This window comes from Psychromonas arctica, assembly GCF_036697365.1.
Lineage (GTDB): Bacteria > Pseudomonadota > Gammaproteobacteria > Enterobacterales > Psychromonadaceae > Psychromonas > Psychromonas arctica_A.
Genome location: NZ_JBAHZA010000001.1, coordinates 438,266 through 452,610, shown reverse-complemented (window position 1 = coordinate 452,610; position 14,345 = coordinate 438,266). Strand labels below are relative to the sequence as shown.

Annotated in this window: 13 protein-coding genes; 10 read left to right on the top strand and 3 right to left on the bottom strand. The window is 39.7% G+C overall.

What is annotated here, in order from left to right; translation table 11 throughout:
* The 3 genes from mrdA to rsfS are packed head-to-tail and all read right to left on the bottom strand — an operon-like array spanning window position 1 to window position 2,696.
* Entirely contained in the window at window positions 1–1,896 is a 1,896-nt protein-coding gene (gene mrdA / locus V5290_RS01980) for a penicillin-binding protein 2 (protein WP_416351591.1), read from the bottom strand.
* Between the two features lie 3 nt (window positions 1,897–1,899).
* Window positions 1,900–2,370, bottom strand: a complete 471-nt coding sequence (gene rlmH, locus V5290_RS01975; protein WP_290039782.1) for a 23S rRNA (pseudouridine(1915)-N(3))-methyltransferase RlmH — start codon at window positions 2,368–2,370, stop codon at window positions 1,900–1,902.
* Window positions 2,370–2,696 carry a ribosome silencing factor gene (rsfS, locus tag V5290_RS01970; RefSeq protein WP_333381204.1) on the bottom strand — a complete coding sequence of 109 codons (327 nt, stop codon included), beginning with the start codon at window positions 2,694–2,696 and terminating at the stop codon, window positions 2,370–2,372. Before rsfS ends, rlmH begins: the two co-directional genes overlap by 1 nt.
* Before the next feature lie 299 nt (window positions 2,697–2,995).
* Between rsfS and mraZ the strand changes: the two genes are divergently transcribed.
* The 10 genes from mraZ to murG are packed head-to-tail and all read left to right on the top strand — an operon-like array spanning window position 2,996 to window position 14,336.
* A complete protein-coding gene (gene mraZ, locus V5290_RS01965; RefSeq protein WP_333381202.1) occupies window positions 2,996–3,457 on the top strand; it encodes a division/cell wall cluster transcriptional repressor MraZ in 462 nt (153 codons plus the stop codon).
* Window positions 3,457–4,404, top strand: a complete 948-nt coding sequence (gene rsmH / locus V5290_RS01960) for a 16S rRNA (cytosine(1402)-N(4))-methyltransferase RsmH (RefSeq protein ID WP_333381199.1) — start codon at window positions 3,457–3,459, stop codon at window positions 4,402–4,404. The genes mraZ and rsmH overlap by 1 nt, the downstream gene beginning before the upstream one ends.
* 1 nt (window position 4,405) lies before the next feature.
* Window positions 4,406–4,720 (top strand): cell division protein FtsL, encoded by a 315-nt coding sequence (ftsL, locus tag V5290_RS01955; RefSeq protein WP_333381197.1) that lies wholly within the window; start codon window positions 4,406–4,408, stop codon window positions 4,718–4,720.
* A complete protein-coding gene (locus tag V5290_RS01950; RefSeq protein WP_333381194.1) occupies window positions 4,717–6,546 on the top strand; it encodes a peptidoglycan D,D-transpeptidase FtsI family protein in 1,830 nt (609 codons plus the stop codon). Before ftsL ends, V5290_RS01950 begins: the two co-directional genes overlap by 4 nt.
* Complete coding sequence (murE, locus tag V5290_RS01945) at window positions 6,546–8,090, top strand: UDP-N-acetylmuramoyl-L-alanyl-D-glutamate--2,6-diaminopimelate ligase (protein WP_333381191.1); 1,545 nt, start codon at window positions 6,546–6,548, stop codon at window positions 8,088–8,090. The genes V5290_RS01950 and murE overlap by 1 nt, the downstream gene beginning before the upstream one ends.
* The gene (locus V5290_RS01940) at window positions 8,083–9,558 is read left to right on the top strand and encodes a UDP-N-acetylmuramoyl-tripeptide--D-alanyl-D-alanine ligase (RefSeq protein WP_333381189.1); all 1,476 of its coding nucleotides are present in this window, start codon (window positions 8,083–8,085) and stop codon (window positions 9,556–9,558) included. Before murE ends, V5290_RS01940 begins: the two co-directional genes overlap by 8 nt.
* A gap of 49 nt (window positions 9,559–9,607) precedes the next feature.
* Complete coding sequence (gene mraY / locus V5290_RS01935) at window positions 9,608–10,690, top strand: phospho-N-acetylmuramoyl-pentapeptide-transferase (protein ID WP_333381186.1); 1,083 nt, start codon at window positions 9,608–9,610, stop codon at window positions 10,688–10,690.
* A gap of 1 nt (window position 10,691) precedes the next feature.
* Window positions 10,692–12,017 carry a UDP-N-acetylmuramoyl-L-alanine--D-glutamate ligase gene (gene murD, locus V5290_RS01930; protein WP_333381183.1) on the top strand — a complete coding sequence of 442 codons (1,326 nt, stop codon included), beginning with the start codon at window positions 10,692–10,694 and terminating at the stop codon, window positions 12,015–12,017.
* Window positions 12,017–13,270 (top strand): putative lipid II flippase FtsW, encoded by a 1,254-nt coding sequence (gene ftsW / locus V5290_RS01925; RefSeq protein WP_333381181.1) that lies wholly within the window; start codon window positions 12,017–12,019, stop codon window positions 13,268–13,270. The genes murD and ftsW overlap by 1 nt, the downstream gene beginning before the upstream one ends.
* Window positions 13,263–14,336, top strand: coding sequence for an undecaprenyldiphospho-muramoylpentapeptide beta-N-acetylglucosaminyltransferase (gene murG / locus V5290_RS01920; RefSeq protein ID WP_333381178.1), 1,074 nt, complete (start codon window positions 13,263–13,265; stop codon window positions 14,334–14,336). The genes ftsW and murG overlap by 8 nt, the downstream gene beginning before the upstream one ends.
* Window positions 14,337–14,345: the final 9 nt, after the last annotated feature.

The following is a 14,345-nucleotide window of genomic DNA, read 5'->3' as shown; positions in this document are numbered from 1 at the left end:
TTACGGATCCGCTGAAGTAGTGGCTGGTATAGGTGAAACTTGTTGTTTTTCTTTAAAGTATTCATCAAATAAAGCACGTGCAATAGGCGCTGCGTTGGTACTACCACCACCCGCGTTTTCTAATACAACGGTCGCAACAATTTCTGGTGACTCAAAAGGCGCAAAGGCAATAAACATTGCATTATCACGATGACGTTCACTAATTTTTTCTGCATCGTAAACTTCATCTTCTTTAATATTGATAACCTGGGCTGTACCCGACTTTCCAGCAACAGTATAAGATGCATCACCAAAGGCTCGATATGCAGTACCACGTCGTTTACTCGTCACACCTTGCATTGCTTCCAATGCTATTTCCCAGTAACGTTCACTGGCAAGTGTTACTTTTTTACTAGTATCGTATTCAGGCGTAACAGTTTCATCAGCTGAAATAATCGACTGTAAAATATGCGGCTTAATATTATCACCACGCCTTGCTAGCATTGCTGTTGCTTTAGTTAACTGAATTGGGGTTACTGTCCAGTAACCTTGACCAATACCGATAGAAATAGTGTCGCCATCATACCAAGGCTGATTAAAGCGTTCACGTTTCCAATCACGCGATGGCATAATTGCTTTTGTTTCTTCTGCAAGGTCTAAACCACTGTATTCACCAAAGCCAAATAAACGCATAAAGGGTTCAATACGGTCGATACCTAGTTTATAAGAGGTATCGTAGAAGAAGGTGTCACAGCTTTGTTCAATAGCATGAAATACATCAACTAAACCATGCCCCCAGCGTTTCCAGTCACGGAAGCGACGTTTTGAGTTTGGCACAATCCACCAACCAGGATCGTAAATTTGAGTCTCTTCGGTGATCACTTTTTCATCCAGGGCTAATAATGCCATTTGTGGTTTGATCGTTGAAGCAGGTGGATAGCGGCCTTGCGTTGCTCGGTTGATCAATGGACGATCGCGAGACTCTAGTAATGCTTGATATTTCTTTTGGCTGATCCCAGTTACAAATAAGTTAGGATCGTAACTTGGCGCAGACACTAAGCTTAAGATCGCACCTGTTTTCGCATCCATTAAAATGATACTACCGCGATTATCCCCTAATAACTCTTGGGCTTTGAGTTGTAAGTTAATATCAATATTAAGTTTAATATCTTTACCTGGAGTAGGTGCTGTGAAGCTTAAAGTGCGAATAACTTTACCCCAACTGTCAACTTCTACTTGGCGCTGACCTGGTTGCCCGTGCAAAATATCTTCGTAATATTTTTCAATGCCTAACTTACCAATATAGTGGGTACCTTGGTACCGTGCTCTTTCACCTTTTGCTTCAATTTTCTCTAAATCACGATTATTGATTTTGGCAATGTAACCAAGAACATGAGTGAAGGCATTACCAAACGGATAATAGCGTTTTAAACTAGCTTGGATCGAAAAGCCTCTGAATAGATGTTGATTAACAGTAAATAGAGCGACTTCTTCAGGGGTAAGTTGATCGCGTATGGTGATCGCTTTAAAAGATCGAGAGTAGCGATTACTTTTATTAAATTTTTCGATTTCATCATCGGTTAAGGAGAGGAGTTTGGTTAAACGCTTAATATCATTTTTCAAGTCATTGGCTTTATTCGCGATAACTTGCAGGCTATATACCGGACGGTTCTCAGCTAAAATAACGCCATTTCTATCATAGATTAAACCACGATTAGGTGGAACAGTTTGAACGCTAATACGGTTTGCGTTGGAGCGGGTTTTATAAGTATCAAAGGAGTTGATTTGCAGGTAATACAAGTTAGTAAATAAAACACCTACCGCAAATAAGATCCCTAGAAAAACCACAATGGTTCTGCGCATGAAAAGAGCAGATTCAGCACTGTGGTTACGGATGCTATTACGTTTTCTTTTCACCATCTATTCTCTATGGTAAGGGTGATTAATGGTCAGCGTAAATGCCCGGTACAGGCTCTCTGCAACAATAATACGAACTAAAGGGTGTGGTAATGTTAATGCAGAAAGTGACCAGCGTTGTTCAGATAATTTAATACATTCAGGCGCTAGTCCTTCAGGACCACCAATTAACAGACTAATGTTACGTCCATCATGCTGCCATTTGGTCATTTCACTCGCTAATTGCTCGGTAGTCCACGATTTCCCTGTCACTTCCAGCGTGACAATTTTGTTACCTTTTGGGATCGCTTCTAAGGTTAGTTCACCTTCTTTTTTCAAAATGCGTTTAATGTCAGCATTTTTACCACGTTTACCTGCGTTAATTTCCAGTAACTCAAGTTGCATCTCTTTCGGGAAGCGGCGTGCGTATTCAAGGTAACCTTTTTCAACCCAGTCGGGCATTTTAGTGCCCACTGCAATTAGCTGAATTTTCATTATGCTGTTTCAGTCCATAGCTTTTCTAATTGATAGAATTGACGAGTCTCATCTTGCATTACATGCACTACAACATTACTCAAATCAATTAGTACCCATTCACTACCTTCAAGGCCTTCAACACCTAACGGTACTTCGCCTGCATTTTTTGCAGCGAGTGCAGTTTGCTCTGCGATTGAACGTACATGACGTTTTGAAGTACCTGTACAGATGATTAATGTATCAGTTACATCAGAGATATCGGCAACATCAATAGTTACGATCTCTTTTGCTTTCATGTCTTCAAGTTGGTTAATGATAAATGCTTTTAATTGGTCGTCTTGCAAGGGAATTTCCTTCCGTATTTATTGATTAAATTGTAATTAGCGGCGGAGTATATCACGCAACTTATAAATTGGTCGCCTTTTGAGGTTAATTTCACATTTTTATTAACTGATAAACCATGAAAATAAAATGGATTACAGAGAAAAGTGAGATCTATATCACTATTTTAAAAGATCCATCACTTGCAATAATATTGCAGTTTATTAGACTAGGTGGCCAAAAGTGGGGAAAAGTGTCAATTTGTGGATCTTTTTCTGATAAAGTGGATCATTTATCCATCAAAAAATGGAATTGAATAATCATGTTGCGTGGTGCAAATGCAATCAATCTTGATACAAAAGGACGTATCGCGATTCCAACTCGGTATCGAGATTGGCTGACGGATAACTGTCAGGGTCAATTTGTGTGCACTATTGATTTTCAATCACAAAATTGTTTATTACTTTACCCATTACACGAATGGCTATTGATAGAAAATAAATTACGCGGTTTATCCAGTACCAATCCACAGGAAAGACGTATACAACGCTTGATTCTAGGGCACGCCAGTGAGTGTGAATTAGATAAAAGTGGTCGTACTTTGATCGCGCCGACATTACGTCAACATGCAAAATTAGATAAAAAAATAATGTTAGTAGGCCAATTGAATAAATTTGAAATTTGGGATGAGCAAGTGTGGCATCAACAAGTACAGCAAGATCTAGAAAGTGATATGTCGTTAGGCATGGAATTAAGTGATTCTCTTAAGGAGTTCTCGTTCTAATGAGTGAGCATATAACCGTATTATTAGATGAAGCTGTTGATGGTTTAGCGATTAAACCTGATGGTATTTACGTTGATGGCACTTTCGGAAGAGGCGGCCATTCTCGCCATATTTTATCTAAATTAGGTCCAAACGGCCGATTAATTGCGATCGATCGTGATCCACGTGCCATTGCCACCGCCGAAGCACTGAAATTAGAAGATAGTCGTTTTGATATCGTTCATGGTCCTTTCTCTGGTATTGCTGATTATATTAAAGAGATGGGCTTAGCCGGAAAAATCGATGGTGTGTTACTAGATCTAGGCGTGTCATCCCCACAGCTAGATGATGCAGAGCGCGGTTTTAGTTTTATGCGTGACGGCCCTTTAGATATGCGTATGGATCCAACATCTGGCATTAGTGCTGCTGATTGGTTAGCTAAAGCTGATGTTGATGATATTGGTTGGGCGTTAAAAACCTTTGGTGAAGAAAAGTTTGCTTATCGTATTGCTCGCGCAATTGTTGCTGATCGTGAAGAAACACCTTTTACACGTACTTTGCAGTTAGCACAGTTAATTGAACGCCTTTGTCCAAAGCGTGAGAAGAAAAAGCATCCCGCAACTCGTAGTTTCCAAGGGATCCGCATCTATATCAATAGCGAGTTAGAAGAGATTCATAAAGTACTTGATGGCGCATTAGATATCTTGGCGATCGGAGGACAGCTTTCGGTGATCAGTTTCCATTCATTGGAAGATCGTATTGTAAAACGTTTTATCCGCAAACAAGAGAAGGGGCCTGAATACCCTGCAGGTTTACCGCTAACTGATGACCAAATGCAAGCGGGTAAAAACGTCAAGTCAGTGGGTAAGGCATTGAAACCAAGTGCCGAAGAGATTCAAGCAAATCCGCGATCGCGCAGCTCAGTGTTACGTGTCGCCAAAAAACTTAGACAGCCAGAGGCAAACTAAGATGGTGGCATCGCGTGACAACTTATTATTGATTATTCTGGCTGATTTACGTCATAACGTTATTTTGGTAATCCTTGGAATAATGATACTAATCAGTGCGTTATATAATATTTATATTACACATGAAACGCGTGAATTAGTGACCAAAAAAGAATATCTGTCACAGCAAAAAGACAATTTAATGATTGAATGGCGAAACTTATTGATCGAAGAGCATACGCTTGATGAGCATAGTCGGATCCGTTCCGTAGCTGGTGACCAATTATCTATGGCACAGCCAACTAAAAAAAATAGTGTATTAGTGGAAATTCGATGAATAGAAAACGCAGTACCTCAAGGCCTAAAGCCGGTCCGCAAACACGCAAGAAAAAAGTCTATCCTACTTATTCCTCGGGTAGATATATTTTTGTTGCTGTGACTATTTCCCTAATCGCAGTTGCGTTGATCTCTCGACTGGCTTTTATCCAAATTTTAGAGCCTGAATACCTAACAAATGAAGCCGATAAACGTAGTTTACGTGTTACTAGCTCCGTAGCACATCGTGGCAATATTGAAGATCGTAATGGTGAAGAGTTGGCGATTAGTGTGCCTGCTTACGCGATTTGGGTCGATCCTAAAGAAGTAAAAAAACATTTTGCTTTTACCAAAGAAGATTGGGAAAACAGTGTTGTTGTTAATCCTAAAACGGGTCTTGAACGTCACACTAAAAAATTCTTTTATGAATCTAAAAAATGGCCTGCATTAGCAGAAGTGCTAGATATACCGATGGCTGATCTTGCTAAAGTGTTACAGAAGCCTAGATCTCGTTTTGCTTATTTGAAACGTCAAGTCAATGATCCTGTTGTTCAGTACGTTAAACAATTAAAGTTATCTGGTATTGCTAGTCAGTTAGAGTCACATCGTTTTTATCCTACAGGGGAAATTAACGCCAATATTCTAGGGTTAACTGATCTTGATGCACAGGGGATTGAAGGCATTGAAAAAAGTTACAATGACTATCTAGAAGGGCAAACCGGCAAAAGACGTGTTCGAAAAGATCGTTTAGGTAATGTTATTGATGATATCGAAGTACTAAAAGAGAAAAAATTAGCTGGCAACTTACAATTAACTATAGATCAACGTATTCAAGCCGTTGCATACAGTGAGTTAAAACGCGCTGTTAAAATGAATAATGCGACATCTGGGTCGATTGTTGTTATTGATATTCATAGCGGTGAAATTTTTGCTATGGCGAATTACCCTTCATTTAATCCAAATGATCGTAATCAATACCAAGCTTATAAATTACGTAATCGTGCGATTACAGATACCTTTGAGCCCGGTTCAACAGTTAAGCCTTTAGTGGTGGCGAGTGCACTGATTAATAATAAAACTAACGTGGATGAAGTGATTGATACTTCACCAGGTTGGATGAACCTAGGTGGCCGTCGAGTTCGTGATAGCCATAACTACGGTAAAATGCATTTAGGTAAAATCCTTAAAAAATCCAGTAATATTGGTGTGAGTAAATTAGCACTGCGTTTAAAGCCTGAAGAGTTACAGCAAACTTTTGCTGACTTTGGTTTAGGTAATGATACGGGTATTGGTTTAATTGGTGAAAGTGTTGGCCGTTTACCGATTCGTCATCGTTGGTCTGACTTTGAGTTAGCGACTATGTCTTTTGGTTACGGTATTACAGCAACCACTCTACAATTAGCTAAAGCTTACGGTATTTTAGGTAGCGGTGGTGTGCAATACCCACTGTCTATTATTAAAGGTGCTAAGCAACCTGGTGAGCAAGTTATACCTAAAAACATTGCACGTGAAGTGGTTGAAATGATGGAAGGGGTAAGTGAAAAAGGCGGTACAGCGCCAAAAGCGAAAGTGGATGGTTATCGCATTGCGGGCAAAACAGGTACATCTCGTAAAGCTGAAGCAGGTGGATATGGTGATGATTATGTTGCTGTATTTGCAGGTTTAGCACCAGCAACTCGACCACGTTTCTCGATTGCAGTAATGATTAATGAGCCACAAGGCGACCGTTACTACGCCGGTGACGTAGCTGCGCCAGTTTTCTCTGAAGTAATGAAAAGTACATTATTGTTAACTCATGTATTACCTGATGGTGGAGATGAGAGTTACACCTATTTGGAGGCTAAGTAATGGCCTCGGATACACAGCCCATTCACCCTAGCTGTGTGCTTTCTTGGTTATTGGCAACAAGTTTGCCAAACCAAGAACAATCACTATCGACGCTTATTTCTGGTATGACTTTAGATAGCAGAATGGTTAAGCAAGGTGATCTTTTTGTTGCCTTGCAGGGAGCAATTAGTGATGGCAGACAATTTATTACTAACGCCATTCAATCTGGTGCTGTGGCGGTTCTATCAGAAACCTTAGCGGAGAATGAACACGGTTATTTAAATTATCAAAATGACGTGCCTATTATTCACATTTTCCAGCTCCAACAAAAAATTAGCGCAATTGCGATGCGCTTTTATTTCCCTCAGGCGAATTTACATAAGGTGACTGCGGTTACTGGTACTAATGGTAAAACCACGATTGCTAGCTTATTAGCCAATAGCTATATGTTGCTAGGTCAACAAAGTGCTCAGATGGGAACCATTGGTAATGGTTTATATAACCAATTAAAAGCGAGTCTAAATACGACATTAGATGCTATTTCAGTCTGTCGAGAATTGGCCAGTTACCAAGAGCAGGGTGCAATGCAAACCATCATGGAAGTTTCTTCTCATGGGTTAGTGCAAGGTCGTATTGCAGCGGTACCTTTTAATACTGCTATTTTTACTAATTTAACTCGCGATCATCTTGATTATCATGGCACCATGCAAGCTTATGCTGATGCCAAGCAAACTCTGTTTGAAAAATTTCCCTTACAACATCGTATTATTAATGCCAATGATCAGGTTGGCCGAAGCTGGTTAATGTCATACCCTGAAGCAATTGCCTATGGTTTGAATATTGACTTCAGTTTCACAGAGCGCCAACATTTTAATGTTACTAAAGTAGATTATTTAGCGCAGGGTTTAGCTTTTGAATTTGTCTCAAGCTGGGGTTCTGGGATCATTAATACACCATTCTACGGTGACTTTAATGTATTAAACATTGCAGCTGTGAGTTGTGCTTTGTTGGCGGACGGTTTCTCATTAGCCAGCATTCAGGAAGTCATGAAGCAACCTACCGTTGTGCCAGGGAGAATGGAACAATATTTCTTCCCTGAACAGCAGCTTACTTTTGTGGTTGATTATGCTCATACACCAGATGCCTTAGATAATGCTCTACAAGCATTGCAACATCATAAGCAACAAGGTCGCATTATTGCTGTATTTGGCTGCGGCGGTGACCGTGATAAAGGTAAGCGCCCACAAATGGCTCATGTTGCAGAGCAAGCTGCAGATTTAGTGGTAATTGTTGATGATAACCCACGAAGCGAAGACGCTCAGTTAATTGTAGAAGACATTAAAGTAGGTTTAACTAAACCAGAAAAAGCCTTAGTTATTCATGATCGCCAACAAGCTATTCAATATCTATTAGCCAATGCTAACCAAAATGACATCGTATTGTTAGCCGGTAAAGGCCATGAAGATTATCAAATATTTGGTGATAAAAAAGTGCACTACAGCGATCGAGAATGTCTACAAGCATTGTTAAACGAACAAGTCATACAGGACAATACTCATGATTGAACTGACAATCGAACAGTTATGTGAAGCTACTCATGGCCGATTAAGAAAGGGTTATCATAGTGCTGAGAAATGTGCATCTGTTACGATTAACAATGTCAGTACAGATACGCGTACTCTTCAACAAGGTGATCTCTTTATTGCTTTAAAAGGACCATCTTTCGATGCGCATCAATTGCTATCGACTGCAGTGGAACAAGGTGCTGCGGCATTATTGGTAGAAGAGGCAAGCGAACTGGCAATCTCTTTCAATAATGCGGTGATTGAAGTTGCAGATACACGTATTGCATTAGGCTTATTGGGCCGTTACGTAAGAGAGAAAATAACTGGGTTAAAGTGTGCTGCCATTACTGGTAGTAATGGGAAAACAACCTGTAAAGAATTATTAAGTGAGATTTTAACCGTACATTGTAATGACCAAAATGCGGTACTGGCAACAGCCGGAAATTTTAATAATGATATCGGTTTACCATTAACGTTATTAAGATTGGCGACACAGCATCAATATGCTGTGGTTGAACTAGGCGCTAATCATATTGGTGAAATTGCTTATACTTCTGCATTAGCAAAACCTGACGTTGCCTTGGTTAACAATATTATGCCTGCACATTTAGAGGGATTTGGCTCTATTGAAGGTGTGGCCACGGCAAAATCAGAAATTTGGTCAAATTTAAAACCAACAGGCACTGCAATCGTTAACCTCGATGCCAAGTTTGCACAAACTTTCATTGATAATTTAACTAACCAAAAACAACCTTATCTTGGCTTTTCAAAAGACTCAAACCTTAAAGCAGCTGATGTGTTTGCTACCGAGATAAAAAGTAACTTATTAGGGCAGGCTGAGTTTAAATTGAACATTAATCCAGCAAGCTTCGAAAATTCAGCAAATACACAACAAAATATCACTGTTCAATTGAACCTTCCTGGTCTGCACAATGTCAGTAATGCATTGGCGGCAAGCAGTATGGCATTAGCTTTAGGTTGCTCGTTGCTGACGATTAAACAAGGGGTTGAGTCGTTACAGCAAGTCGCTGGTCGTGTTAATTGCTCTGTCTTGTCTGAACAATTAACTGTGATTGATGATACTTACAATGCAAATTCCGCCTCGGTTAGCGCTGGGATTGATTTATTAGCACAATATCAAGGTCAACGCCTTTTAATTTGTGGTGATATGGGGGAATTAGGCGAATATGCGGAGCAAGAACACAGTACCGTGGGTGAGTACGCTCAACAACGAGACATTGATAAATTATTTACAGTTGGACATTTGAGTCAACTAGCAACAAATGCGTATAATGCTGCCTCTCCAAATGCAGGGGCGGAACACTTCTCAGACAAACAGCAACTTGAATTAGCTATTGATGCTTTTTTAAGTCGTCAAAAATCGAAAGTAGTGGTGCTTGTTAAAGGCTCGCGTAGTGCAAGGATGGAAGAGATAGTGGCTTTCATTAAACAGAAATTTAGTGCGTAAGCTTTCATCATCAGCTATTAAGCTGCTTTATAAAATAGGATTTTAAAAAATGGTCGTCTGGTTAGCAGAGTTACTTTCGAGTCATTATACTTTTTTCAATGTTTTAACATACTTATCCGTGAGAATGGTATTAGCCGTGTTAACTGCATTGGCATTTTCATTATGGGCCGGACCTAAATTAATTCGTTACTTGCAAAGTCAGCAAATTGGCCAAATAGTACGTGATGATGGTCCTGAATCGCACTTCAGCAAAGCCGGTACTCCAACTATGGGGGGCGTATTAATTCTTGCTGCTATCGTATTGAGTACTCTTTTATGGGCGCGGCTCGATAATCTTTACGTCTGGATTGTCTTGTTTACGACTGTCTCATTTGGTGCAATTGGTTTCATGGACGACTATTTAAAAGTCGTACGTAAACATCCTGATGGCTTAATTGCTCGTTGGAAATACTTTTGGCAATCAGTCACTGCGTTAGTATTAGGTGTTGTGTTATACCTGACAGCACAAGGCGATGCACAGCTAACATTAGTGGTACCTTTCTTTAAAGAATATATGCCTTACTTAGGTTTATTATTTATTCCTTTAGTGTATTTCACTGTGGTGGGCAGTAGTAACGCTGTTAATCTAACAGATGGTTTAGATGGTTTAGCAATTATGCCAACGGTGATGGTTGCTTCTGCATTTGCATTAATAGCTTACTTAACAAGCCACGTTAACTATTCTCATTACTTATTTATCCCTTACATTCCACAAGCGAGTGAACTGGTTATTATTTGTGGCACCATCGCTGGGGCTGGTTTAGGGTTTTTATGGTTTAATACTTACCCTGCGCAAGTATTCATGGGTGATGTAGGTTCATTAGCACTAGGTGCCATCTTAGGCGTGATTGCTGTATTGGTAAGACAAGAATTTTTATTGGTAATCATGGGCGGTATTTTTGTATTAGAAACGGTCTCAGTTATCTTACAAGTAGGCTCATATAAAATGCGTAAACAGCGTATCTTTAGAATGGCGCCGATACATCATCATTACGAGAAAAAAGGGTGGCCTGAACCACGTGTTATTGTGCGTTTTTGGATCATTACCATTGTATTAGTCTTAATCGGACTAGTGACATTGAAGGTACGTTAATATGATAAGCAAGCGAGTTGCTATTATTGGGTTAGGTGTCACAGGCTTATCTTGTGTTACATTTTTCAATAATAAAGGGATTGATGTCACTGTCTTTGACACTCGCTCTAACCCTCCAGGTAAAGATAAACTGGATATTAATACTGAGTTGGTTATTGGCCCTTTGTCCGGAACACGACTTGCTAGTTTTGATTTATTAGTCGTTAGCCCTGGTATTGCCATTGCCACTCCTGCGATTGCCAAGGCAATTGATGCGGGAGCAGAAGTCGTTGGCGATATTGAATTATTTGCTAGAGAACTAGCAACGCCAGCTTACCAAGGTGCTAAATTAGTTACTATTACTGGGTCAAATGGCAAAAGTACAGTAACTACCTTATTAGGTGAAATGGCTTCCTATGCAGGCGTAAATGTCGGCGTTGGTGGTAATATTGGTGTACCCGCGTTAGATTTATTATCTTTAGATAAGCAACTTTATATTTTAGAGCTTTCAAGCTTTCAATTAGAAACGACTGAATCTTTAAATGCGGATGTATCAACTATTTTAAATATTAGTGAAGACCATTTAGATCGCTACCCAAATTATCAAGCTTATATCGATGCAAAGCACAAAATCTATACACAAAGTAAAATGTGCTTAATTAATCGAGACGACACCCTTACTTATACACAACAGCAACCGCAAATCAGTTTTGGCTTCGACCATTCAGAGTTTGGCCTTATACAACAAGATGAACCTTTTTTAGCACAAAACCAACAACCCTTATTACCTTGTAGTGCAATCAAATTAAGCGGTAAACATAATTGGATGAATGCGCTAGCTGCACTTGCATTAGGTCAACAAGTTGGCTTACCTATGGATTCAATGTTAGCAGCATTGCAGGCTTACACTGGTCTTAATCATCGTTGTGAATTTGTTGCTGAACATCAAGGCGTGCGTTGGATTAATGATTCAAAAGCAACCAACATTGGTGCAACCCAAGCTGCGCTATTTGGTTTATCTGAGACGATTCCTGGTAAGGTCCATGTTATTTTAGGTGGTGACGGTAAAGGTGCTGATTTTACTGAGCTAGCGAATGTATTAACAGAAATAAAAGGGCAGATTGTTTGCTTTGGTCGAGATGCCGCATTAATTGCAGAGCAACACCCTGCTGCAATTATTGTCGATGATTTAGCCCAAGCAGTCGCTCATATTGCTAAACAGGCAACTTCAGGCGATTTAGCTATTTTAACACCTGCTTGTGCAAGTTTAGATATGTACAAAAATTTTATGGCTCGAGGTGAACATTTCATGCAATTAGTGAAGGCACTTGCGGAGGCATCAGCATAATGTTTGGTGCGATATTAACTAAGTTAGGTAAGTTATACCATTCACTTACTGTGGAATCAGAAACACATCCTAGAGCATATGATCGCTCTTTTTTGGTTTTGGTCTTCACATTAATGGGGATTGGGCTGATTATTGTTGCATCTGCTTCAATGCCTGAAGGGATTGCACTATCTGCTGATCCATTCCGTTTTTTAAAGCGCCACTTGATCTACATTATTCTCTGTTTATTTATATTAGCTGCAGTGGTGTCAATTCCCATTGATCATTGGCATAAATATACGCCAATTATCTTATTATTATCTGTGCTAGGTTTATTCGCTGTATTAATAGTCGGTACTGAAGTAAACGGCTCATTACGTTGGTTACGTTTAGGCCCATTAAATATTCAGCCCTCTGAATTTGGTAAACTTTCAGTTGTATTGTTTATTTCTAGCTACCTTTTACGACGCCAAAAAGAAGTAATTGATACCATTAAAGGCTTTATCAAACCGTTAGTTGTGTTGGCTGTATTGGCGATGTTGCTACTATTACAACCTGATTTAGGGTCAACCGTTGTAATTGTAGTGATCATGATGGGCATGTTATTTATTGCGAATGCAAGAATGATCTCATTCGTGGGTATTGCCGTTGCGTTATTGTCGGTAATTATTTTACTGATTGTGACATCACCTTATCGTATGGCGAGGGTATTTGGCTTTTTAGATCCCTGGTCAGATCCCTTCGGACGAAGTTATCAGTTAACGCAATCATTAATGGCGTTTGGTCGTGGTGGTTGGTTTGGTGAAGGACTTGGAAACTCAGTACAAAAGCTTGAGTATTTACCTGAAGCGCATACCGATTTCATCATGGCTATTTTGGCTGAAGAGTTAGGCTTTATTGGTGTAAGTATTGTTATTATTTTAGAGTTTGTTTTGGTTTATAAAGCTTTCACTATCGGCAAAAAAGCATTAGAGAAAAACCTTATTTTCTCAGGGTATGTTGCCATCGGTATTGCTATTTGGTTTGCTTTCCAAACAGCGGTAAATATCGGTGCAGCATCGGGAATTGCACCAACTAAAGGTTTAACATTACCTTTGATTAGTTACGGTGGTTCGAGTTTGATCACTATCGCAATAGCCGTAGGCCTAGTGTTAAGAATAGATTTTGAAACGCGAATCCATTCAGCACAAGCACGTATCACTAAAAAGAATAATAAGAAAAAAACGAGTGTTGCCAATAAAGCAACCGAGGCAGTGGTGGAAAACAATGAATAACGCGAAGACATTATTAGTAATGGCTGGAGGCACTGGTGGACATGTTTTTCCAGGTTTAGCCGTTGCCAATAAGTTAAAAAATGAAGGTTGGCAAGTTAGTTGGTTAGGCACTGCTGCAAGAATGGAAGCGAAACTTGTGCCTGAGCACGGCTATGAAATCGACTTTATTGATGTGGTAGGTGTGCGCGGAAATGGTATTAAACGATTACTTGCTGCTCCGTTCCAAATAATCAAGTCCATTTTTCAAGCACGTAAAGTATTAAAAGAACGCAACGTTGATTTGGTGCTAGGTATGGGGGGCTTTGCCAGTGGTCCTGGTGGGATCGCGGCATGGTCAATGGGGATTCCTGTTGTGCTACATGAACAAAATGCAATGGCAGGGTTAACTAATCGAATCCTCTCTTATTTTTCAAAAAAAGTATTAATGGGCTTTAGCGGTGCATTTTCTGGTGAAAAGGCTGTTTTGGTAGGAAATCCGATAAGAAAAGAGTTGTTAGAGTTACCTGATAAAACCTTTTCTGAACCAGAACAGGCCTTAAAAGTATTGGTGATTGGCGGAAGTTTAGGCGCTCGTGTTTTAAATGAAACAGTTCCTGATGCTTTGCTGAACTTCGATGCTCAGCAAGTGTCTGTTTTACATCAAACTGGTAAAGGTTTTTCTGAGTCGGTAATGACCAGTTATCAAAAAACTCAGGTTGATTATCAAGTACAAGAGTTTATTAGTGATATGGCATCAGCTTATCAATGGGCTGATCTTATCATATGTAGAGCAGGAGCATTAACCGTAGCTGAAGTCGCTGTTGTGGGACTACCAGCTATCTTTGTTCCTTTGCCGCATGCTGTAGATGATCACCAAACAAAAAATGCACAAAGCTTAGTGAGTGCAGAAGCTGCCATATTAATTGCGCAAAAAGAGTTGAATGCAAATAAATTAAGTGAATGTTTAGTGACATTAAGTCAAAATAGACAGTTGCTTAATGAAATGAGTCAAAATTGTAAAAATATAGCTATTAGAGATGCTACACAGCAAGTTGCTGCTGTTTGTCAGTCTTTAGTATCAAAATAAAGTAGAAGT